Consider the following 25590-nt stretch of genomic DNA (forward strand, 5'->3'; position numbering starts at 1 on the left):
GACCCCCGAAGATGCAGGGCTTCGGGGGCAGTATTTTATACTAGTTTACCGAGCAATTTAAATTTAATAGATTCAATTCCCTTAATAATACTGAAAATTTCGCAAATTCATGGATATTTCCGGTTTTGAAGTCGGCCAACATCTGATTCCAGCGAAGCAAAAGGCTCTCGTGAGCGGCTAACCAATCATCCAAAGCATTTTCACTTTCCATCTGAGTCGCCCATTTTAGAGCACTCATGGTGAGCTGCCGTTGTTGCCAATCGAGATCTTCTCTAAAAGAAGAACGCGCTAAGGCCTGCCAATGGTTATCTACCGCTTGGATATTAATTTGCTCTAAGAACCAATGTAAGCCGATATTTGCACCAAGATTAAAGTACAGTCTTGCCACCGCAACAATATCTTGCTCGCCTTGTTCAGCAATCTCGGTGAGGTCTAAGATAGAAAACATCGAATCCATCTTGGCCATGGTACTCGCTAACTCTGCTGGCACATGCTGCTGCTGCAGTTTATCTGCTTGCTGATTTACCAAGTCCACCTCATCGCTGGCAAGTACGTCCAGTAACTGCTGATGTAGTTGCAAATAACTCGGGCGATAACGTTCTATTTGCTCTGCGATGGTCAAGGAGCGATCTCTTAGTGTTAAGAAACGTCGCGTGGCTCGACGTATATTCCTGCGCAAGCTGTTAATCATGCTTAATTGAAGTTGCGCATTCACTCGATTATCCAAGGCTTCAATTTGCTCATAAAGCTCCCATGCGCCAAAGACTTCACAAGCAATCATATAACAAGTACAAATTTCTGCGGCGCTCGACCCCGTTTCTTCAATCAGGCGAGTGACAAAGTTAAAGCCAACATCATCGACCACTTGATTCGCCAAACGAGTCGCCACAATCTCTTGGCGAAGTGGATGCTGATGCATCTGTTCAACATAACGTTGCTGCAATAAAGCAGGGAAAGACTTAATCAAAGTTTGACTGAGATAGGGATCCTCGGTTACTTCGGACACATTAAACCATTCTTTCAAGGCCATTTTGCCATAAGCAACCAACACCGCTAATTCGGGTCTGGTGAGCCCTTGACCATTTGCCTCTCGCTCTAATAACTCTTCATCGCTAGGCAAAAACTCTAAACTTCGGTTTAAGCGCCCTTCCCGCTCTAAAATATGCATAAAACGGCTAACTTCTTTAACGGTACTCTCACCAAGTTGTTCCGTCGCACTGATCGATTGACTCTGACGATAGGCATTTTCTAATACAATAAGTGACACATCTTCGGTCATTTCAACTAACAATTTGTTACGTTGTTTTTCTGTAAGATCACCATTTGTCACCAAGCCATTGAGCAAAATTTTAATATTCACTTCATTATCGGAGCAATCTACACCACCCACATTATCGGTGAAATCGGTATTAATTCGACCGCCATTCTCGGCAATTTCAATACGGCCAAGCTGAGTAATCCCAAGATTCCCCCCTTCACCAACAATTTTCGCGCGAAGTTGCTTACCATTGATCCGCAACGAATCATTAGCGCGATCACCAACGTCGGTATTGGATTCGGAACTGGCTTTGATATAAGTCCCAATACCACCGTTCCAAAATAAATCAACAGATGCACATAGGATCAACTGAATCAAAGCATTTGGCGTAACATTGCTTAGTTTGGTATCGAGTAGACGCTGAATTTCAGGGCTTAGCTTAATCGACTTAGCACTACGTAAGAAAATGCCTCCACCTTCAGAGATTAAACTGTTGTCGTAGTCTTGCCATGAGGAACGCGGTAATTCAAATAGCCGTTTACGTTCTTGGTAAGAACGCGCTGCATCAGGACTGGGGTCAATAAAGATATGCATATGGTTGAAGGCAGCAACTAAACAGGTATGTTCCGAAAGCAACATCCCATTCCCAAATACATCACCTGCCATATCCCCAACTGCGACACAGCTAAAGTCGGTGGTTTGACAATTTACGCCAATTTCTCGGAAATGACGTTTTACCGACTCCCAAGCCCCTCGAGCAGTAATCCCCATACCTTTATGATCGTAACCGTTACTGCCACCGGATGCGAAGGCATCCCCCATCCAGAATTGATACTCCTGACTAATTTGGTTGGCAATGTCAGAGAAAGTTGCGGTACCTTTATCGGCGGCCACCACCAAATAAGGATCATCAGGGTCACGTCGAACCACTTGGGGAGGCGCAATGATCTCTCCCTTAATATTATTATCGGTAATATCCAATAAACCGCGAATAAAGGTGCGATAACACTGTTTGCCTTCGGTTAACCAAGCATCTCGATCACTCGGCGCAGGCAAACGCTTACAAACAAAACCACCTTTAGCACCGACTGGTACGATCACCGTGTTTTTCACCTGTTGAGCTTTGACTAGACCCAGTACCTCAGTTCTAAAGTCTTCACGTCGATCAGACCAGCGCAGTCCACCTCGAGCAACTTTACCTCCCCGTAGGTGAACCCCTTCGACTCTCGGCGAATAAACAAAAACTTCGAACATTGGCACAGGCTGCGGCATATCCGAAATTTGCCGTGGGTCAATTTTAAAGGAGATATAGTCTTTAACTTGTTTGTCTGCAGTAAGCTGGTAAAAATTGGTCCGTAAAGTTGCTTTAATCATCTCTAAGTAACGACGAATAATTCGGTCATCATCTAGGTTTTCGACACCATCCAACAAACTAATTAACTTCGCTTCTATCTTTTCTTCGGTCTTTTCAGAACGCTTTAGACTGGGATTAAAACGACGATGGAATAAATCCATTAATAAGGTAGATATTTGCGGGTAACTTGCGAAGGTTTCTTCAATATAGCTTTGGTTAAAATTACTGCCGATCTGACGCATATACTTCGCGTAGGCTCTCAGTAAAGCAACATTTCTACCGGACACTTGCGCAGCCAAAACCAAGCGATTGAAACCGTCGTTTTCAAGCTGTCCAGACCAAATTTCAGCAAAGGCTTGTTGGAAATTATCACGATTTTTTTCGATGTCCAAAGCTTGTTCGCCCACAAACAACATCGAAAAGTCCAACAACCAATATACTTTATTATCGCTGCTGGTTAAGCGATATGGTGTTTCACCAATCACCCGCAAGCCCATATTTTCTAACATCGGTAATACATCAGAAAGATGTAACGGTTCATTCAAATGAAATAATTTTAAGCGGACATGATTGTTATTAATATTCTCTTCTTGGGGCCGATAGAACAACATCCCCAATTGATTCTCATCACTGAGTTCTTCAAATTGCATGATATCGGCAACAGCCGAACCCGGTAGCACGTCTTCTTTATATGAACGAGGAAAAGCACTTTGATATTTACTGCTTAATTGAATCGCACGCTCTTCACCGAAATTAGATACCAAAGAATCTGATAAACGGTCTTCCCAGGTTCTAGCGGCTTCAATTAGGTTGGTTTGTAACTGGCTCAAATCAAACTCCTGATTGCTATTTTCTACTCTCACTAGATAGTGAGTGCGCGCCATTGAGCCTTCGGTGTAATAGGTTGTAAATTCGACTTCTTCCGTGGATTTAAAGTGTTGCTTGAATATCTCTTGGCTATCTATCCTTAAAGCCGTGTTATAACGGTCTTTGCTGGTATAAACCAAGCAAGAGTAGAAACGCCCGTATAAATCTTTTCGCACAAACAACTTCACTAAGTCGCGCTCTTGAATTTGCTCGACACCTAAACCAATATCCAACAATTCCTCTTCACTCGCCTGGATCAACTCATCTCTGGGATAAGTTTCCATAATATTCAGCAATGACTTATATGCATGAGACCCTTCGGGTAGAGCCGAGTTAACCATAATTCGAGCAAGCTTTTGATTAATCAAGGGGATTTCTAGAGGACTGCGATTATAGATAGAAGAAGCATATAAACCGACAAAACGATGCTCTCCAATCACCTGACCCGCTTTATTAAAAACTTTAATCCCAACGTGATCGATATAAGCGGGACGATGCACTCGCGACTTATGATTACTCTTGTTCAACACCAACGGCGTCTGATTCGTCGCCAGTTCACGACCGGCCTCGGTATAGCTCGATAAAGAGACTACCTGACTCGTCACGTATTCTCGGTAGAGACCTAAACTGCCTTCGTCATCGGGAATCAACTGAAAGTCCCCTTTCACTTCTTTGAGTGCGTAGTGACGATAACCCATCAGCGTAAAGTTGTGATCAGACATCCACTCTAAAAAAGCACAGCTCTGAGCTAGTAAATAGTTGTCTATTGGCCCTTTAGTTTTGGCCAAGTCTGCGGTGACATCAATTAACTTTTGCAGCATCACCTGCCAATCATTAACCACCACTGCGACTTCGTCCAAGACCTTACTCAGTTCGTTACTCAACTTACGCAAGGCTGTTTCGTCGCTTTGGCGGTCAACTTCAATCATGAATATGGTTTGATTGCCAAACTCACTATGCTGCACGTCATATACAGCGGTCACTTGATTATTCTCATCGCGGTCTAAACGCATTGGTTGATGCAATAATAAGTGAGTATTAATGCCACTGCGAACCAAGGCCATTCGAACCGAATCAACTAAAAACGGTGAATCTGGTACAACAATTTCGATAATCGTGTGGGTAGATTGCCAACCGTGACGGCTTAACTCAGGGTTATAGACTTTAATATGTCGGTCACAAGTTTTCGTAAGATTTAGCGTATTCCATAAGCCAACTCCGACCCCATATAAGTCGCTGTCACTGCGATTGGCCAGGTCGTCACTGCCTAGCCCAGAAAACAGCCGAGTTAAAAACTGCTCAGCTAAGGGCGCCGCCCTTGCATCCAGTTTCTGGTTAACAATTTGATAGACTTTCTTAAGTAATACGGAGGCGTGTTGCTGCGCTCTTGTCATAACGCATTCCTTTTCTAAGTAGAGTAATATTATTATTGTGTAAAACAACAGCTTATTGTTTATTTGAGTGTAGTCCGGTTTAAAAATTAATCGAAAAATAACTCGAACAACTACAGCGGCAATTAAACCATGTTTTTACATATATTCAACATTGTTCACTAGATTTTTTGAAGAGATATGAATTTATTTTGGTTATCGGTCGATAATACAAAACGACCGCTAATGCCTGAAGCATTTAAAAAGGACAAAAAACGCAACGCGGGAATTTGCACCCGCGTGCCTTTATCATCAACAGCGATCACCGAACGGGCACTACCTCGGTAGACCCGCTCAAACTCCAGATATGAAATATGTAAATTAAAATAATACTGTTTCATACTGAAAACGATACTGATTAAGCTCTGAGTTGTTGTAAACCATTGGTGACTTTTTCATAAAGATCTTTACTCAAGTCTGGCAAATCTGCTAAACGTTGTAATTGCTCAATAATCAAGTCTTTACGTGGTTGATCAAGTTTTACCGTTTGGATCAAAGGTGTAATCAAGCGCGATGCCACTTGTGGGTTTTGTTGATTTAAGATACACAAAACATCGGTTAAATAACAATAGCCAGAACCATCTTTTGCGTGAAACTTTCGAAGGTTATTATTTACAAAACTTCCAATTAAGGCGCGAACACGGTTGGGATTTTCCATGCTAAAGCTCGGATGTTCGGTGAGGGCTTTAACCCGAGCGAGACTATCTCCTTGTGCAAAATTAGCCTGTAAGGCAAACCATTTATCCATGACTAAACCATCATGTTGCCAGTGTTGCTCATAATCATCAAACATCTGCTGCCGCTGCTCAATTTGGGCATTGTTAGCCGCTGCCATTGCCGCCAGCTTATCGGTCATTAATGAACTCTCAAAATAGGCTGCCAAGACCACTTCTGGCTTAATATATGCCACATACTGTAAGCAAGCGGCACGCAAAGAGCGCCACGCGATATCAGAATGCGCCAGAGTTTGCTGCTCAGATCCGGCACATAAACGCTCAAGGGATACAAATTCTTCACTTAAACAATTGGCCAGTACAGAAATAAAGAAGTCTCTCGACTCAGCAATCGCATCGACATCCACCGCAGCAAAGCTATCGGCGATTTCGTTTTCACTACTAATCGTTAATAATTCAGCCAATAAACCATTATCGAGCTGACGATCATTGAGTAATTGTCGGAAGGTTTCAACAATTTCATCGGCAACATTCAGCGTTTGGCCCTGCTGTAACAGCCCAACCGCTTGCTGCATCCAACGTGCGACTAACTTTTGCATGCCATCCCAACGAGCAAAAGTATTACTCGCATGGTTAATGATCAGTAACAATTCAGTTAGTGAATAATCCATTTCTAGTTTTACAGGTGCAGATAAATCTTGCAGCAATACCACGGTTGGTTGGCTAGTGATGCCATCAAATACCCAGCTTTGCTCAGCCGATGTTAACTCAAGCACTGAAGATAGCGTTTGCCCTTGAGCAGTAAGCGCTAAACTTTGACCATCACTGGCTAATAACTCGATAGACACCGGAATATGTAAGGCCTGCTTTTGCGTTTGATCTGCGGTGGCCGCAGTATGTTGCGAAATACTAAGATTAAACTGCTGCGCTTGTTTATCGTAATTGCCAATGGCATTTAAAATAGGGGTACCCGACTGGCTGTACCATAACTTAAATTGGCTAAGATCTTTGCCGCTGGCATCTTGCATCGCATTCACAAAGTCATCGCAGGTGACTGCTTGTCCGTCGTGACGCTCAACATAAGTTTTCATCCCAGCTTGAAAGGCCGCTTCACCTAATAAGGTGTGTAACATGCGGATCACTTCTGCGCCCTTTTCGTAAACTGTTAAAGTGTAGAAATTATTCATTTCAATCACCTTATCAGGGCGAATTGGGTGGGCCATTGGTCCCGCATCTTCGGCAAACTGATGACTACGTAAAATACGTACATTTTTGATCCGATTGACGGCCCTTGAGCCCAAATCAGAGCTGAATTCTTGATCTCGGAATACCGTCAAGCCTTCTTTTAAAGAGAGTTGAAACCAATCTCTACAGGTAATTCGGTTACCGGTCCAGTTATGAAAATACTCGTGACCAATGACCGCTTCTATGCCTAAGAAATCACTATCGGTGGCGCTCTGTTTGTTCGCTAGAACATATTTTGAATTAAAGACATTAAGGCCTTTATTTTCCATCGCGCCCATATTGAAGAAATCGACAGCTACAATCATATAAATGTCGAGATCATATTCTAAGTTAAAACGTTGCTCGTCCCACTTCATCGCCTCTTTCAGGGATTGCATCGCGTGTTCACTACGATCCAAATTACCCTTATCAACAAATAACTCGAGCGCAATCCGCCGCCCCGATTGGGTAACAAAACTGTCTTCAAGTAAATCAAAGTCACCCGCAACTAAGGCAAACAAGTAACATGGTTTGGGAAATGGGTCTTGCCAACGCACCCAGTGTTTACCATTGTCGAGGTCGCCCTGCGCTACCTTATTACCATTAGCGAGTAGATAAGGATAAGCAGCTTTGTCAGCAATAATTTTAGTGTGATAGGTCGCTAAAACATCTGGCCGATCGAGGAAGTAGGTGACCCGTCGAAATCCTTCGGCTTCACACTGAGTACAAAAAGCATTCCCTGACTGATACAAACCTTCGAAGGCCTTGTTTTCGACTGGATTAATTTGAGTCACAATTTCTAAATCGAAACTTGCCGGCAAGTTACTCAACACTAATTGACTGTCAGTAACGTGGTAATCGGTGTGTGCTTGCTGATTGACCTTGATGGACAGCAGTTGCAGCTTTTCCCCATCTAAGACTAAATCTTCGGCGGAGGCATCGACCCGAAGCACCTTGGATACCGCTGTCACCTTAGTATGATTAGGCTCGAGGTCAAATTCTAAATCCACCTGCTCGATGGTATATTGAGGTGCTTGATAATCTGCACGATATTTAGCGACGGGTTGGGCTGCTAGTTCTGCCATGACTCTTCCTTTTAGTAGAAATTCAAAAATAAACTAAAACGTGTTTAAGTCGGTTTATCTTCAGTCGTAAAATTGTAATAAACGCTCAGGTTTAAAAAAACCATTTTAAAACAATATGCTGATGAATCTAAACTAAAAAAGCGACATCAATGAGTACTTGGGCAAAGAAGTGTCAATCGAGTGACTACAATCGTAAAAGATAAACAGACCGAGTTGTATTGTAAGAGATATTGGCGACTGCTGCTAACGATTTTAAAGGGACTAAAAAGCAAAAAGTCGGCCTAAGCCGACTTATCAGGTGTTGTATATCAAAATGCCAGCAAACCAACGGCGTTTAAAAACACCAGTGCAATGGCAATTGGAGAAATAAAACGAACACTCTTCATGAACAAGCTAAAGTTACGGCTTTTCATACCAATGCCCTGTTTAACACGCTCCCCCTGCATCATCCAACCGACAAATATAGTGATGAGTAATCCGCCTAATGGTAGTAATACGCTTGCCGTTAGATAATCAAGGATCTCAAAAAAGTTGCTTCCCATGGGCCCGGCATCTATCTGTGCAAATTCCCAACCACTAAATGAAGCAATCGTTCCCAAACTGAGTAGCCAAACGGCGAAGCCAGCAATAACGGCGGCAACGTTACGACGTAAGCCGCGACGCTCAACCAAGTAAGCAGCACTCGATTCAAGCAAGGCGATTGCAGAAGTAAATGCAGCGACCACCACCATCACAAAGAATACCACAGAGACAAGCGATCCCATTGGCATGGAGCCAAAAGCAATCGGTAATGACACGAACAATAAACCGGGTCCTGCACTCGGCTCAATACCGTGAGCAAACACAATAGGATAAATAGCTAAACCAGCCATCAGCGCAACCACGGTATCGGCAATCGCGATATAAATAGAAGTTTTAGCTATCGAAGTGCCTTCAGGCAAGTAAGCACCGTAGATCATCATGATCCCAGATGACAAGCTGAGGGTGAAGAAAGCATGACCGAGAGCTATCATCACGCCATGAACAGTTAATTTAGAAAAATCAGGTTTAAACATAAAATTAACTGCGGCAGCAAAATCACCGGTCACTGCGGCATAAACCATAATCATTGCCAACAATACAAACAACGCAGGCATCAACAAATAGACCACCCGTTCTAAACCCTTAGTGACCCCCTTTGCTAAGACCAGAATGGTTGCCCCAATCACAATGCTTGCCCACAAGGTGAGTTGCAAAGGATCTGAAGTTAAAGCACCAAACATTGCTCCAACTTGCTCAGCATTACCTGCAGCTGCCGAGATATCTCCTGATAACGATTTAAATACATAAGCCACTGCCCAGCCAGCAATCACAATGTAAAAGCTTAACACCAAGAACCCAGCCAATACCCCCATGCCACCAATAAATGCCCAATGTTTAGAACGTCCATGTTCAAGCGCTACTTTCGCGACCGCGTTGGCTGGTGTAGAACGCCCTTGTTTACCTAAGTAAACCTCTGCCATCATCACCGGAATGCCGATGAACATAATGCATAAAAGGTAAACGAGTACGAAAGCACCGCCGCCGTTCTCTCCCATGATATAGGGAAACTTCCAGATATTACCAAGCCCTACTGCGGCCCCTGTTGCCGCTAAAACGTAGGCAAAATTACTCGACCAGCGATTATTCACTGAGGTGTTATTACTCATATTTTCTCTTAATAATTGTGTATGCGAATTGCGTTCTTGTTATTGGCCGCAGATCTAAGCATAAAGCACATGTAAATTACAGAAAAAATGAATCTTTATGCTAATAATCAGGGGTCTATCTCCATATACAATCTAGTAAAGACTCAGTAATGAGTATTAAACGCTGAATGTTCATGCATATACAAAGCATGTTTCTAATTGAGAGCTTGCCACTGCTTTTCCAACCAATCTCTCTCATAAACTAATATTGGATGCACTACACGACGCTCTTTCACGGCTTGGCGCTGTTGTTCGTTGAGAGCAACCCCATTGCTCATAAATACAAACGGGCTTAGGTGACCTTGTTTTTCAATAAATCCAACTAGGTTCATCACGCCTGTCACATAACCACTTTTAGCGTGAATATGATGTTTTAACGGAGATTTGGTGACACTGCGGCGATATTTAAGCGTGCCATTTTCTCCAGCGATGGCGAGTATACTAGGCAAAACTTGTAGTTGCGGGTCTGTTTGCCAGCGTTGCAAAAGCTGGTATAACAACTCGGCACTAATCAAGTTCTCCCGTGACAACCCCGAGCCATCACGCATCACGACCTGACTCACATCCAAACCCAAAGCAGTCAATTGAGCCAAAACAATTTTACTCGCAACTGCGTAACTCGTTTTACGTCCTTGTGCTGCGGCTAGACTTTTAAAAATACTATCTGCGGTCAAATTGTCAGACTCAACCAACATAAATTTCAGTAAATCGATCAGCGGTACTGACTGATGTGTAAAAACTGTTGGAAACGGAGCTAACCGAGAACGATATTGTATTTGTCCGCTATACTTCGCCCCCAGTTGCGCCAGCACTCGGCCTAGCTTCAACGAAAAGTAACGATGCTCATCGGTAATCGAAAAGCGTAATGGCATCATTTTGGCATTTTTTGGTATACAGCCTAAAAGCTGGTAGTGATTATGATCTTTAACCACCAGACGTTGTTCACAATCTGCAGTATCAGCCGCCACCGTCATAATTTGATTGTCCATATTAAGCAAGCTCGGATCACTAATATGTAAATCACTCAATTGCCCGATTTTACCTGGTTTCAAATTGCCATTAATACAATTGCCATCAATATTCAGTGCCGATACTGGCGAAGCAAAACAAATCCCAATATCGTTCCACACCTGACCACGACTGCGATTGTGACCACTAAAGACACCATCGTCGATGGTGATTGAATGAATTTTTTTGCCATAACGGCTGAAGGCTCTGGTCAGTAATGCATTCAGATCTTTGCTGCTTAAACTAGGATCGCCACTCATATGAAGGTGAAGGTCTAAGCCCTGCTCGTTCTGCTTCACACTGAGTTGAGTATTAAAACGAAAATCTGCGCCTAAAATTTTCATTGCAGCAGTTGCCGTTACAATTTTTAAGGTACTGGCAGGCACCAGTAACTGTTGGCTATTCGCCTGACTGACTGGTCCAATATAACTAAGTGTTGCGCCCCGTAAGGGCTTTGTCTCGGCTTGCGATAAACCACAAACCAACAATAGAGAAATAACAAGAAGGGGAAAAAAACGCATCTTAACTCGCAGTGCACCAATGGTACCGAGAGTATATAAAAAAAGGTGAAACTAAGTTCACCTTTTCCTATTAATTTTAGCGATTATTGCTATTGAGCAATCAACTCTAAACGCATTGCTCGTTGACGCACAAAACTACGCTTAAGATGATTAAAAGTTTTCTCTGGCATACCGCTAGGTAACTCAACCGTTGAATAACTATCAAATAGCTTCACGCTACCAATGTAATCGCTACTAATGTTGGCTTCGTTAGCAATAGCACCTACGATATGCTTGGTTTGTACACCATGCTCACGACCGGCATCAACCCGATAGGTATTCATTTCAACATCTGCAGTACGACGTTTACGTTTGGTCGCACCCGCTTCAGAACGACTAGGACGTTCGCCTCTTTCACCGCCGCGTGCACTGCGTTCACCACGAGGGGCCCGCTTCCGATCACCTCGGTCGTTACCAGCGAAACGAGCTGAACGAGGTTCAGGATCGGCTGGCAGCTTGAATGGTCGTGCTAACTGACTTTGGAACAATAAGGCGGTGGCTAATTCCAATTCGGTCATACCAAGATTGGTCGCCAACTCACTAGCGATTGCTTGATAATCTTCTAACTTGGTATTTTGCACCGCGCTTGCTAATTTCTCTTGAAAACTTGCAATACGTTGCTTTTCGATTTGTTCGCGGGTAGGCAACTCCATCGCTTCAATTTTTTGGCGTGTGGTACGCTCGATATTACGCAACAAACGCTGCTCACGATAACCCACAAACATGATTGCCTTACCACTACGTCCGGCTCGACCCGTACGGCCAATGCGGTGGACGTAAGCCTCGGCGTCATAAGGAATATCGAAGTTAACCACGAGGCCAATACGCTCTACATCTAGACCACGTGCAGCAACATCGGTTGCAACAACAATATCTAACTTACTCGATTTTAAACGAGTAATCGTACGCTCGCGCATAGTTTGATTCATATCACCATTTAAAGCGGCAACACTAAAGCCCTTCGCTTCGAGGCGCTCAGCAATTTCAGTGGTCGAACTTTTGGTACGCGAAAAGATAATCGCAGCACCATCACTATTCACTTCAAGGATCCGAGCCAAAGCTTCTATTTTGTTTAAACCAGCAACATTCCAATAGTATTGGTCAATGTTAGACACTGTTTGCGTCTTGTTGGCAATTTTTACTTCTTTCGGAGCTGACATGTAGTTCTTAGTCAGATTTTTAATTGCTGGCGGCATGGTTGCTGAAAACAACGCTGTTTGGCGTTCTTTTGGCATGTCACGCATGATGCGTTCGACATCATCAATAAAGCCCATACGCAACATTTCGTCGGCTTCATCTAATACTAAGGCTCTAAGTTGATCTAACTTCAACTTACCACGTTCTAAGTGGTCAATCGTACGTCCTGGTGTTCCTACAATAATTTGAGGGCCACGACGCAGTTCTTTAATTTGTTGTCCATAATCGGCACCGCCATAAATGGCAAGTACGCGTAAACCAGGTACATGACGGCTAAAGTCTTTAATTGCATCCGCAACCTGATTCGCCAATTCGCGAGTTGGTGCTAACACCAACATCTGCGGCACATTTAATTGTGGATCAAGCTTTGCGATTAAAGGCAAAGAAAAAGCTGCAGTTTTACCCGTTCCGGTCTGCGCTAAGCCAAGTACATCGTGTCCTTCCAGCAGTAATGGAATGGTTTTTTCCTGAATTGGAGACGGCGTCTCAAATCCAATCTCGGCAATTGCTTTTAAAATTGTTTCAGGGAGAGCAAATTGCTCAAAACTCGTACTGCTGGATTCTGTCATATTTGGCCCACGATTATTTAAAGGATGCGCACTATACGCTTTTGATCACAAAATGTCTCATTGATTTTAGCTTTTTATGGAAAAATTTTAAGCAACTTGATATGAGACAAAAAAAACCACTCGAATAAAGAGCGGTTGATTCCTTCAATTAGAGCTGAATATTAGTCTATTCAGCCTCACTTTCTGGCGCAGGATGTTTTGCCGCCGTATCTTTAATTAAAGGGTGTAATTCGCCACTGCGGAACATCTCCATCACGATGTCACAACCGCCAACTAATTCGCCTTCAACCCACAGTTGTGGGAAAGTTGGCCAATCAGCATAGTTAGGCAGTTCAGCGCGAATGTCAGGGTTTTGCAAAATATCGACATAGGCAAAACGTTCACCACATTGCATTAAAGCTTCAACCGTTTGCGCTGAGAAACCACAACTAGGGAACTTCGGAGAACCTTTCATGTAGAGTAGGATCGGGTTTTCAGCAATTTGCTGCTTAATTTTATCAACAGTTTCCATTTTAAAATTCTCTAATTTTTTACACTAAGTCTATTCTAGGTGCTATGACTATACCGTAGCAAAAAAAATCTCTGATTTCACCACTTTGAGCTAGATCAATATTTTTTAATATTTTTGCTTTTCCGCCTACTGTTGTAATGCTAAACTAGTTTGTAAAGTTTTTACTATATAAAATATTGTGCTGTTGCTTCAGCCAATTATTACAAGGAGAGAGAAACATGGCTTTTACACTACCTGAACTACCTTATGCACAAGACGCGTTAGAACCGCACATCTCTGCTGAGACCTTATCTTTCCACTACGGTAAACACCACAATACCTATGTGGTAAAACTAAATGGTTTAATCGAAGGCACTGATTTAGCTGAGAAAAGTTTAGAAGAAATCGTTAAAAATTCCACTGGCGGCGTATTTAACAACGCAGCGCAAGTTTGGAACCATACCTTTTACTGGAACTGCTTGGCGCCAAATGCTGGCGGTCAACCAAGTGGAGCACTTGCAGCAGCCATTGACGCAAGTTTTGGTTCTTTCGAAGAATTTAAAGCGAAATTTACCGATAGCGCAGTCAACAACTTTGGCTCCAGCTGGACTTGGTTAGTCAAAAATGCTGACGGCAGTCTCGCGATCGTAAATACCAGTAATGCAGCTACACCACTGACTGACGAAACGGTTACGCCAGTGCTAACCTGTGACTTATGGGAACATGCTTACTACATCGATTACCGTAACGTTCGCCCTGATTACCTCAATGCATTCTGGGCATTGGTAAACTGGGAGTTTGCCTCAGCAAATTTTGCTTAAGCAAAAAAGCTTGCTAAGGACCAAGGGCGCTAATCAGCGCCCTTTTTATTTTTGTCACTGTGTCCTAAATTCATTTCCGGTGCGATCAGGTCGCGTACTCGTTGCTTTAGAATTTTAGCTTCCGGAAAACCTTCATCAGCCACTCGACACCAAATCAATTTTCCATCGAGGTAAATTTGAAAACGTCCTTTACTCGCTGGTTTTAAAGCCACTTCTGCCAACTCTTGTGAAAATGTCGTAAGTAGCTCTTGACTCAACCAAGAGGCGCGTAATAACCAACCACACAAACTACAATAATAAATTACGACGCGAGGCTGGTCTTTTGATTGTTGTAATGCCAACGTTATTTCCCTTTTTGTAACTCACTCATATGACTCAGCACTCTTTTTAAGGAAATTGGATATTTAGTGCCCAATTGCTGAGCAAACAGCGATACCCGCAGCTCTTCTATCATCCAGCGAAGTTCTTGACCCTGTTCATTATATATGGGTAAGGCTAAGACTTGTTCCCGTTCAACCGCCGTTTCAATTTGTTGCATGGCTAAACGGTCTTTATGCGCGTCGATCGCTAATTTTTCCAAGCGCTTTTCAATTGCTTTTAAATAACGCTGTAAATCGGCTAAACGCGCTACGCCAACCTCTCGCACGAATCCTTTATAAACCAATCTAGCAAGCTGCGCTTTAATATCAGCATGAGCCATCACTCGATCAAAACCGACTTTACCTTTCAAGGACTTATTAATTTGGTAATGCAAACTTAAAATTTTCTCTACCTGTACGACTACAGCTAAAGTTTCAGTTGCCAACTCGGCCCGTACGGTATCACATAAGGCAACAAAGTCCGCTTGATTATCCACCGGCTGTAGTCGCGAGTATTTGTCGATGACCGCTAAACAACAGTCATCCAATAACACATCAACCCGACCAAAAGGATTAAAGTACAAACCAAGTTTGGCTTTATTAGGCAGATGCTGCTGCAAATAACTCAGCGGTGAAGGAATATTCAGTTGCAATAACTTACTTAAGCCACGTGACTGACTCCAACTCGCTTCTTCGGCTTTATCAAACAACTTAAGGGCCACTGTTTTCCCCTCATCCACCAATGCCGGATAAGCGGTTATTTGATAACCTTGACGTTGTTCTTCTATCATCGTCGGCAACTCACCAAAGCTCCATTGACTAACACTCGCTTGCTCGGCGAACGCACTAGGCGCAATTTCAGCAAGCGTTTGCTCAACTTCGTCCTGAAGTTTGGTTTGCAATACTTGATAACTTCGCCCCTGAGAAACGACTTTACCTTGATCATTCACCACCTTAAAGTTGACCTTAAGATGGTCTGGTACAGCATCTAGATTCCAGGCATCCTCGGGGATCTTACAGCCGGTCATTCTGAGTAATTGCTTGGTCAATATTGGTAACAACTCGCCTTCGGCCTGCGGGACCGCTTGCATAAAGGCTTGAACGTAATTCGGTACTGGTACGAAATTACGTCGTATAGGCTTAGGCAAAGATTTAATCAGAGCGCTAATTAAAGCTTCTCTAAACGCTGGGATCTGCCAATCGAAACGTGAGTAATCAATCTGGTTTAATAATGCCAATGGAATATGGACACTCACCCCATCGTCTACTTCACTAGGTTCAAAAACATAACTAAGGGCCAACGCAAAGCCATCTAACTGCCAGCTATCTGGATATTGCTGCTCAGTCACATGACTCGCATCATGTTGATACAACATTTGTTTTGAAAAATTGAGTAAGTCTGGCTGTTGTCGCTGCGCTTGCTTCCACCAGCGATTAAAGTGAGAAGCAGAGACAATATCTTCTGCTAAACGTGCGGCATAAAAATCAAACAACACCTGATCATCCACCCGCACATCGCGGCGACGTTGCTTTTGCTCTAAGGCTTCGACATCCTCGAGTAAGCGCTGATTTTGTTTAAAAAAGCTGTGTTTACTTGACCACTGCCCCTCGACTAAAGCGGAGCGAATAAATACTTCTCGGGCCACAACGGGATCAATTCGACCATAATTGATCAGACGTTTGCTCACTAAACTTACACCATACAAACGCACGCTTTCGTAAGCCATCACCGCTTGTTGCTTGGTCGACCAGTGTGGCTCACTATAAGACTTTTTAATCAGGTGTTCAGCCTGCGCTTCTAACCAATTAGGCTGAATCTTTGCTACGCCACGCGCAAACAAACGAGAGGTTTCCACCAGCTCGGCAGCCACCACCCATTTAGGGGGCTTTTTCGCTTGGCTAGATCCCGGGAATACCACAAAACGTGCGTTTCGTGCGCCTAAAAACTCTCGCTCTTTGTCTTTAAAACCAAAGTGACTGAGCAAACCAGCGGTCACTGCCTGGTGAATGGCATCGTAATTCGCCTCATTTTGACTCAGTGGATAACCTAACTCTTTTACCACCGTTGAAAGCTGAAACACTAAGTCTTGCCACTCGCGAATCCGCATGTAAGCTAAAAACTCCTGCTTACATTGTTTACGAAATTGGTTACTTGATAAAGCCTTTTGTTGTTCTTGTAAATAACGCCATAATAATAAGTAGCTCGAGAAATCGGAATCTTTATCAACAAAGCGTGCGTGTTGTTGGTCTGCCGCTTGTTTACGGTCACTAGGTCGCTCTCGCGGATCTTGGATCGATAAGGCTGCACAAATCACCATCATTTCTTGAACACAGCCAAAACTCTTCGCAGCCACCATCATTCTCGCTAAGCGAGGATCGATGGGAAACTTAATCACCTCACGCCCTAAAGCGCTAAGGCTTGGCTTCCCGTGCTGCTGATGTAAAGCCCCAATTTCCTCGAGTAGGTTCAAACCATCTTTAATATTTCGCTGATCGGGCATATCAATAAATGGAAAGTCTTCCAACTTACCAAGCCTTAAGCCAAGCATTTGCAAAATAACCGAGGCTAAATTGGTTCGTAAAATTTCAGGATCGGTAAACTCCGGCCGACCAGCAAAGTCATCTTCACTATATAAACGAATACAGATCCCTTCTGCCACCCGCCCACAACGTCCTTTACGCTGATTGGCACTCGCTTGAGAAATCGCTTCAATTGGCAAGCGTTGAACTTTAGAACGATAGCTATAGCGACTAATTCTGGCGGAACCGGGGTCGATAACATAACGGATCCCTGGCACCGTTAAACTAGTTTCGGCAACGTTCGTGGCTAACACGATACGACGACCACGATGGGCTGCAAAAATGCGATTTTGCTCCGCATTAGAGAGACGAGAATATAAAGGCAATACTTCAGTGTCACGTAACTGGCGCTTCTGTAAGTAATCTGTCGCATCTCTAATTTCACGTTCGCCATTCATGAAAATTAATATGTCACCGGGTTTTTCCCGATATAGTTCGTCAACCGCATCGGCGATACCTTCTAGGACATCTTTGGTTTGCTCTGCTTCGTTAAGCGGGCGATATCGAGTATCAACCGGATAGGTTCTGCCTGAGACTTCAATCACCGGAGCGTCGTTAAAATGCCTAGAAAATCGTTGCGGATCAATGGTTGCCGAAGTGATAATAATTTTTAAATCAGGTCGCTTGGGCAATAATTGCTTGAGCACTCCGAGGATGAAATCAATATTCAGACTACGTTCATGGGCCTCATCAATAATCAAAACTTCGTATTGAGAAAGAAAACGGTCCTGTTGCATCTCGGCAAGCAACATCCCGTCAGTCATCAGCTTAATTAAACTATCCGCTTTAATTTGATCGTTAAAACGAATTTTATAACCGACCAAATCGCCTACTGGAGTCTCTAATTCTTCTGCAATACGAGCGGCTACACTACGGGCGGCCAACCGCCGAGGCTGAGTATGGCCGATGAAACCACGACTCCCTAAGCCTAACTCTAAACAAATTTTTGGGATCTGGGTTGTTTTACCCGAGCCCGTTTCACCAGCGATGATCACCACTTGATGATCACGGATCGCTTCATAAAGTTTTTGTTTTTGCTCAACGACGGGTAGCTGCGGAGGGTAATGAATGACAGGAATAGTCGCTCGTCGACGACTTGCTAACTGACAAGAGCGATCGAGAGCCTGAGCAAGTTTAACAAAAGCGGCACTTTTTTGTTCCAGATCGTCGGATGTTAACTTAGTCAGCTGCCGCTGAAGACGATAACGATCCTTTGCCAAAGCGAAGCTGATTTGTTGTTTCAAGTTTGATAGAGCGGACTGCAAGAATAAAACCTCGTAGGGTTGCATACGAGGCGCAAATGCTAACAACAATCGCTAAGAAAACAAGTCTAAGCCACCTGTTTATAGCAACAAGCACATCGAGTAACACCAGCTGCAGCGAAATGATGATGACTCTGTTCATCATCGACCCTCAGCTGGACTAAAAAGCAACCAGTTGAAAAACAAAATACATCAAGAAAATCTCAATGTTGACTTCATTCACCCATTTGGGGAATGGTCAGTCTAAGCACTGAACTATATCCTATACACAACTGATTTGTTTATTCAGTTATCGCGTTTAGTTATTTATTGCGGTGTAATTTTTACACATTTTATGCAGGCCCTTTGCTTATATATTAGGCAAAGGGCTTTTTTATATTCTGGCCGCAGTGAAATCGCCAGAAATCAGCAAACATACGCCTTTCCCTATGCGCCATCGCTATTCTTATGAATATCCACTTAATTCACCCATTTGGGGAATGGATAGCTAGATGGCCTCACTATATGATTTAACTGACTGATTTGCTAATTCAGTCATCGCGTTTAGTTACCTATTGCTGTGTTTACTACACAATTTATGCATGCCCTTTGTTTATATTAAACAGAGGGCTTTTTTTCTCTGTGATTCGCGACCCGCAAGCCTCATGAAAACACCAAACAAAAGCCAATATTAACTCAATTCACCCATTTGGGGCATGGTGTAATACTTGATCCCGCTGTAATGTTAAAGAGACTGATTTGCTAATTCAGTCTTCGCGTTTAGTTACCTATTGCAGTGTTTGTAATTATACAATTTATGCGGCCCTTTGCTTTATTAAGCAAAGGGCTTTTTTTATCTGACTTGCCATTGCAGAGTTTCACCAGCATAGAATGGTACCAAGGCTTGTTCCTCGACCATCACCTGTGATGGGACCTGCCAAGCCTGCCTGCTTAGGGTAATGGTCTCTTTATTACGGGGTAATCCATAAAAATCAGGACCATTAAAACTAGCAAAGGCTTCCAACTTGTCCAAAATTCCCAGTTGCTCAAATATTTCTGCATATAACTCGATAGCAGCTGGCGCACTATAACAGCCGGCACAACCACAGGCGCTTTCTTTTGCACCTTGTAAATGTGGCGCTGAATCCGTTCCCAAAAAAATCTTAGGCGTTCCGCTGGCAACCGCTTGTTGTAAAGCCTGTTGGTGGTTTTGACGCTTTAATACTGGTAAACAATAGTTATGAGGTCTTAAGCCCCCCGCCAAAAGATGGTTGCGGTTATACATTAAATGCTGAGGCGTAATTGTTGCCCCGACATGATCTGGCGCGCTGAGGACAAATTCCGCAGCTTCGGCAGTCGTGATATGTTCAAAAACAATTTTCAGTTCCGGTAGGGACTTGACCAAATTCCGCATATAGCTATCGATAAATACTGCTTCACGATCAAAAATATCGATATCGGCATGTGTCACTTCCCCATGCACCAGCAGTAAAATATTATGCTTTGCCATTGTTTCAAACACTGGGCGCAAGGCATCGACGTCGGTCACACCATGAGCTGAGTTTGTCGTGGCATTGGCTGGATACAATTTACAGGCTTTAATGATGCCACTGGCTGCCGCCTCTTCAATCAATTGTGGGCTTGTCGCATCGGTTAAATAGAGAGTCATCAGTGGTTCAAAAGAGCTCTCCTGGGGAAGAACCTGTTTGATCCGTTGCAAATACGCTCGAGCATCTTCAACTCGAGTCACTGGCGGAGTTAAATTTGGCATCACAATCGCTCGGGAAAAATGTTTAGCGGTTGCATTCGCGGCAACTGATAACATTGCTCCATCACGCAAATGTAAATGCCAATCATCAGGCCGAATAATAGTCAACTCTTGCGTCACAACGTTCCCCTAATTCAATATGAAATCGTGAAAGTCTACCCCAAGTTGTTTCGCAAGTCTTGCTTGGACATCTTCATCATTCAGGATTGGTGTTTAACTGACGTTGCATACTTAATACAATCTGCCCAGCAGCCTCGTAGTCATATTCTTCAATAAGCCGTTGTAATTCTTTAGCCAATGGAGGAAATCGAGATAATATTTCATGATGATTATCCAAGTATTCATTACTTTCGCTGTCGAAATCTTCTAATAAAGTCGCGAGTTTTTCTAAGCAAAGACTCAAGGCTTTATCTGAGACCTCAGGAGTATACTCATCATCGACCCCATTCGACGTCTCTGGATTATCTGTAAAATATTCTCGTAAGCTCTGTTGCAAAGGAACCATCTTGGCTTGTAACTGTTCAATGTCGATAGCGTTAATAAAACCACTCTCAGCTTGACCTTCGATTAACATTGCCAATTGTGATAAAGACGCCATACCCAAAGTCGCACTCACCCCTTTTATGGTATGTGCGATCCGTTCAGCATCCTGAAGTCGCTCCTCTAGATTAGCCAATACTAAGCTATCAATCACATCCTGCTGAGAGAACTTGCTAAGAAGTTTGCAATAGAGGGGTTGGCTACCATTGGCATTCGCGAGGCCAACAACCGTGTCTATACCTTCTATGTCTGGTAAGGGGATATCAACATGATGCTGTACCAAGCGATGCTCGAGTATTTGCGTCTCCGGCGGACGCTCCCCTAGATTGATCCATTTAGCCAGCACCGCAAACAAGTTATTCACATTAATCGGTTTAGAAATGTGATCATTCATCCCCGCATCGATGGCTTTTTGCCGATCGCCAGCCAAAGCGTTAGCCGTAAGTGCAATAATTGGTAAATCAGCAAGCGCTAATTGATGGCGGATAACTTTGGTTGCAGTATAACCATCCATAATCGGCATTTGGCAATCCATCAACACCCCATCCACATGGTGAGTCCTGAGGTATTCAACGGCTTCTGCCCCATCACAACATAGCTGACTATGAATTTGATTTGATTCGAGCAGTTCAATAATTAACTCTTGGTTAATATCATTGTCTTCAACCACCAATATATTGGCTCCGACTAAGTTGGCAATATCTTGATTAGCCCCCTGCAACTTAACTTCTCGTCGTGTTTGTTCAAATATTTCAATTTTTCTTACCTGAATAATGGTGTCAAATAAATGAGAAGGCGTAACTGGTTTGGTTAATATTGCGTCAAGAGGTACCCCTTTGGCCTCTTGACTCAGCTCTTCTCGACCAAAAGCAGTAATCATGATCACGTCTGGATTCAATCCCTGTTGTCTGATGCGCCGAACCGTTTCCACACCGTCCATATCCGGCATTTTCCAATCCATAAACACCATGTCTACCGTTACGTCCGGTGCAAAGGATTGCAGTAAAGCCAAAGCATCTTTTCCCCCGGCGGTCGAGTGGACGCTTAAGCCAAAACTTTGCAAGACTTGTACGTTAATTTGTCGAGCACTTTGGTTATCATCCACAACTAGGGCGGTTAAATGCGATAGGCTGGCATGCGTGGTGGCATTGACCAGCAGTGTATTATCTTGAGTCAACATTGGTAACTCAAAATAAAAACTACTCCCTTGACCAACCTCACTCTTCAACGCAATCTTCCCTCCCATAAGCTCTGTTAATTTCAAACAGATAGCCAAGCCCAAACCAGTTCCGCCATGCTTACGAGTGGTCGAACTGTCGGCCTGAGAGAAAGGTTTAAATAGCTTCTCTTGTTGTGCCGGCGACATCCCAATCCCTGTATCAGTCACCGCAAAGTGTAATCGTATTGCATTTTCCGTCAGTTCAGCCCCCTCAATTTTCAACACCACAACGCCTTGTTCGGTAAATTTAATAGCATTGTTACACAGGTTAACCAATACTTGAGTGAGTCGTAAGGAGTCACCAATCAGCGCCGTTGGTATATTGGGATCGATATCAAACAGTAACTCTAAGCCTTTTTGTTCGGCCTTTAAGCCCACCAAATTAGCTAAATTATCTAACACGTCTTCTAAGCGAAATCCCACCGACTCAATATCCAGTTTTCCCGCCTCTATTTTCGAAAAATCTAAAATATCATTGATGATCCCCAACAAGGCTTCCGCAGAGCGATGAACCTTATCGATATAATTACGCTGTCTTGGGTCGAGTTGCGTTTCCAAAGCGAGGTAAGACATCCCAATAATTGCGTTCATAGGGGTACGAATTTCATGTGACATGTTGGCTAAGAAGTCACTTTTCGCCTGACTTGCCGCATCAGCCTGCGCTCTCGCATCATTCAGCGCCTCCTCTAATTGCTTGATTTCATCAATATCGACATGAATACCACTAATCCGCAGTGGCCGACCTTCACTGTCGACTTCAGACACACGGCCAATACTTAATATCCACCGATACTCGCCGTTTTTACAACGAAGACGTATTTCGTTACGCAAAAAATCACTTTTGTCGGCTAAATGTTCGGCTAACTTTTCTTCGGTACTCAATACATCATGCGGGTGAATCAAACTTAACCAAGTGTGAGTATCATTTTTCAAACGGGCCCATAAACCCACGCCATCCCGAAGTTCACCGGCTTGATAACCAAGCATGCTTTCATAGATATTATTCACCTCGATCCGATCTTCTTGCGGGTAATAATCCCACATTCCCAAACCTGCGCCAGAAGCAGCAGAATCTAAACGCTCTTCACTCTCACGCAGTTGTGCCTCAACCTGCTTAAGGTCTGAAATATCGAAGATCACCCCATCGGAATAGCTGTGCTGGCTATCTTGGTCATGTGATACCACCGCTTTGTGTAATACGTGCCGTACAGTACCTGCCGCATCAATAATTCGAAATTCTTGGGATATTTGACCGCCATGGCGATAAGCCTCACTCACCGATGCTAAGGCATGCGCTTTATCTTCCGGGTGAATTAAGTCTCGATAGTTGCGTTTTGGATGTTTCCCGATAAAGTCTTGATGTGGGTAGCCAGTCTGTTCTTCAATACGTTCACTCAGGTATAACCAATCTTTTCCGCCATCCTCGAGTAATTGCATACGATACACCACGCATTGCAGATTATTGGTTAACGTTCTAAATTGCCGCTCACTATCCGCCAATTCTTGCTGAGCTTTTTTGCGAGCAGTGATATCTCGAACCACCCCTGTAAAATGACGCTTACCCTTTAAATAGATCTCTTTAACCGTTAATTCCATAGGAAACGGTTCACCGCCCTTACGAAGTCCAAACACTTCTCGTTCATTGCTAAATACAAAGGAACCATTTGTTGACTGATATTGGCTCAAATAAGCATCATGGTCGACGGAAATATCATTTGGCATCAATAGATTAACATTTTTACCAACAATTTCTGCCTCACGATAGCCAAAAATATGCTCGGCTGCGGGACTAAAACTACTGATGATCCCGCGCTGGTCAATTAAAATAATACCATCTGCAATCGTGTCGACGATGGTTCGGATCCGCTCTTCATTATCCGCTAACGCAAGCCGTGCTAAGTAACGTTCGGTGACATCTGTAAGTGACACTTTCACTTCCGCTACTTGATTACTCCCCTTTCTTCGCGGTGTCATACTAACGCTCAGATGTAATTCACGACCATCTGGTGCCTTAATCATCAAGTTTCTATCCGTCAGACTCTGGCCACCTATCACCTCATCTAATAGCTGTTGCGACTTTTGCTGTTGCTGTGGGTCAGCAGCAAAATCTTGCCACCGGTGCTGTTCAAAAAAACTGCGTTCGACACCTAACAATTCTGCAAAATTATGATTGTGCTTTAAAAATACGCCTTCCGTTGACAACGAGGCATAGGCCACAGGGGCATTTTCATATAGATCCCATAAGGTTTGTTCTCGCTCTTGTAACTCCGCAGTTCGTTGCTTCACCTGTTGTTCCAAATCGATATTCGATCGCTTCAGCCGCAAATTAAGCTTTCTCACTAAACCAAACACTAAGACAAACAGAAACAAACTAAATGTAAGAGTTGCAGCAAGTAGCAACAACACAATGTTGCGAAAATGAGAATAGCCTTGCATCACTTCTTGATAATCGATCTCAGAAACAATGCCGATCTCCATGTCCCTATCCCAGTGCCAAGCACCTACCACCGCAACACCGCGATAATCAAGATAGTGAACGAAATTTCCTCCAGTTTGCTTATTTAGGACCCCATAACCACTCTCCGTCCACTCTTGTTGTACTGAGCCACCATTCGGAACCTTTAACTTAATATTTAAAACTGAGGATTGACCAGTCTCTAATAGCCCTAGTTCGCGTAGCTGCGCCTCAAATTTACTTGGTGAGACTAGAAATCCGGAGCGACTCACTAAATAAGTTTCACCCGTTTCACCAACCCTCGCACCCTCTAACAGACTGCTAAACTCTTGCTCTGGATCCAAGCGTAAACTAAGTAATGCCACCACTTGCCCATCGCCATTTCGAATGGGTGCAACAATAAACATTGTCGAATGGCTGTTGCCCCGCGGCCCTTTAAATCGCTCTTGATCACCCTCTTGCAGCCTGATCGGTGGAATTAACACGGTATCACCTGCAAATGCTCGGGTTAATAAATGTGGATAATAGCGAGTAATGTCATTGATTTCGCCTATCTCATCATCATGCATCGATGCGATATTAATCCGCTGCTGTGAAATAATGACAAAACCAAGATCATCAAAAATAGAACGGTAATTAGCAACGGTTTGACGCAGGCCCGCCAAGGCAGGATTTTCGATTAAACTTTGTTTGGAATGCTCCGCTTCAAGTAACACATATGAGAAATGTTGAAAAGCTGGATCGTGAGCAATGATATCAACTTTCGCTTGCCACGATTGCATCCATTCATCCAAGCCTGCATCAGTGGTATCGAGTATCGACTCCACCACATTTTCCACTTGTACGAAGCGATGATGTTTTAATTGCATCAATCCAATACTGGTGATCGCCGCAATCACACCAATGGCGGACACCACCACCACTAAAATAACCAATATACTTTTACGAGAACTAAAAAGAGCACTCAAATTTTCGATAGAACTAGTACGTAATTTATTTAAAAAGAAACCGACCACAATTAACAAAATCAGTAGGGTCAATAACGACTGCAACATTGTCATATCTCATCCTTGAAATAGCATACAGCTCAGTGAACACAACAGCTAAAACCAACAAACTTAACTATATTGCTGATATATTTCTAAATATAGTTTAGTTACTCTC

General features: G+C 43.4%; 12 protein-coding genes. 1 reads left to right on the plus strand and 11 read right to left on the minus strand.

The window, feature by feature from the left end:
- Positions 1 to 40 precede the first annotated feature (40 nt).
- The 7 genes from ACRRS0_RS11980 to ACRRS0_RS12010 form a co-directional block, all read right to left on the minus strand.
- The gene (locus ACRRS0_RS11980) at positions 41 to 4873 is read right to left on the minus strand and encodes an NAD-glutamate dehydrogenase (protein WP_432452974.1); all 4833 of its coding nucleotides are present in this window, start codon (positions 4871 to 4873) and stop codon (positions 41 to 43) included.
- A gap of 158 nt (positions 4874 to 5031) precedes the next feature.
- Positions 5032 to 5250, minus strand: coding sequence for a DUF2835 family protein (locus tag ACRRS0_RS11985; protein ID WP_432452973.1), 219 nt, complete (start codon positions 5248 to 5250; stop codon positions 5032 to 5034).
- Positions 5251 to 5267: 17 nt separating this feature from the next.
- Positions 5268 to 7892 (minus strand): aminopeptidase N, encoded by a 2625-nt coding sequence (gene pepN / locus ACRRS0_RS11990; protein ID WP_432452972.1) that lies wholly within the window; start codon positions 7890 to 7892, stop codon positions 5268 to 5270.
- Positions 7893 to 8200: 308 nt separating this feature from the next.
- Positions 8201 to 9580 carry a sodium-dependent transporter gene (locus ACRRS0_RS11995; RefSeq protein ID WP_432452971.1) on the minus strand — a complete coding sequence of 460 codons (1380 nt, stop codon included), beginning with the start codon at positions 9578 to 9580 and terminating at the stop codon, positions 8201 to 8203.
- A 194-nt stretch (positions 9581 to 9774) separates the two neighbouring features.
- Positions 9775 to 11148: a D-alanyl-D-alanine carboxypeptidase/D-alanyl-D-alanine endopeptidase gene (gene dacB, locus ACRRS0_RS12000; protein ID WP_432452970.1), complete on the minus strand. Its 1374-nt coding sequence runs from the start codon at positions 11146 to 11148 to the stop codon at positions 9775 to 9777.
- 89 nt (positions 11149 to 11237) lie between these two features.
- On the minus strand, positions 11238 to 12953 hold the full coding sequence (locus ACRRS0_RS12005; RefSeq protein ID WP_432452969.1) for a DEAD/DEAH box helicase: 1716 nt from the start codon (positions 12951 to 12953) through the stop codon (positions 11238 to 11240).
- A 166-nt stretch (positions 12954 to 13119) separates the two neighbouring features.
- Entirely contained in the window at positions 13120 to 13464 is a 345-nt protein-coding gene (locus tag ACRRS0_RS12010) for a Grx4 family monothiol glutaredoxin (RefSeq protein ID WP_432452968.1), read from the minus strand.
- Positions 13465 to 13682: 218 nt separating this feature from the next.
- On the opposite strand from ACRRS0_RS12010, the gene sodB reads away from it, so the two are divergent.
- Positions 13683 to 14264: a superoxide dismutase [Fe] gene (gene sodB, locus ACRRS0_RS12015; protein ID WP_432452967.1), complete on the plus strand. Its 582-nt coding sequence runs from the start codon at positions 13683 to 13685 to the stop codon at positions 14262 to 14264.
- 29 nt (positions 14265 to 14293) lie between these two features.
- Here the strand turns inward: sodB and ACRRS0_RS12020 are convergent, their stop codons facing one another.
- The 4 genes from ACRRS0_RS12020 to ACRRS0_RS12035 form a co-directional block, all read right to left on the minus strand.
- Positions 14294 to 14605 carry a SelT/SelW/SelH family protein gene (locus ACRRS0_RS12020; protein WP_432452966.1) on the minus strand — a complete coding sequence of 104 codons (312 nt, stop codon included), beginning with the start codon at positions 14603 to 14605 and terminating at the stop codon, positions 14294 to 14296.
- Positions 14606 to 14607: 2 nt separating this feature from the next.
- The gene (gene hrpA, locus ACRRS0_RS12025) at positions 14608 to 18468 is read right to left on the minus strand and encodes an ATP-dependent RNA helicase HrpA (protein WP_432452964.1); all 3861 of its coding nucleotides are present in this window, start codon (positions 18466 to 18468) and stop codon (positions 14608 to 14610) included.
- An 829-nt stretch (positions 18469 to 19297) separates the two neighbouring features.
- Complete coding sequence (gene pyrC / locus ACRRS0_RS12030; RefSeq protein ID WP_432456177.1) at positions 19298 to 20269, minus strand: dihydroorotase; 972 nt, start codon at positions 20267 to 20269, stop codon at positions 19298 to 19300.
- A gap of 139 nt (positions 20270 to 20408) precedes the next feature.
- Entirely contained in the window at positions 20409 to 25487 is a 5079-nt protein-coding gene (locus ACRRS0_RS12035; protein WP_432452963.1) for a PAS domain S-box protein, read from the minus strand.
- Positions 25488 to 25590: the final 103 nt, after the last annotated feature.

It is taken from the genome of Agarivorans sp. QJM3NY_29 (assembly GCF_050870835.2).
Lineage (GTDB): Bacteria > Pseudomonadota > Gammaproteobacteria > Enterobacterales > Celerinatantimonadaceae > Agarivorans.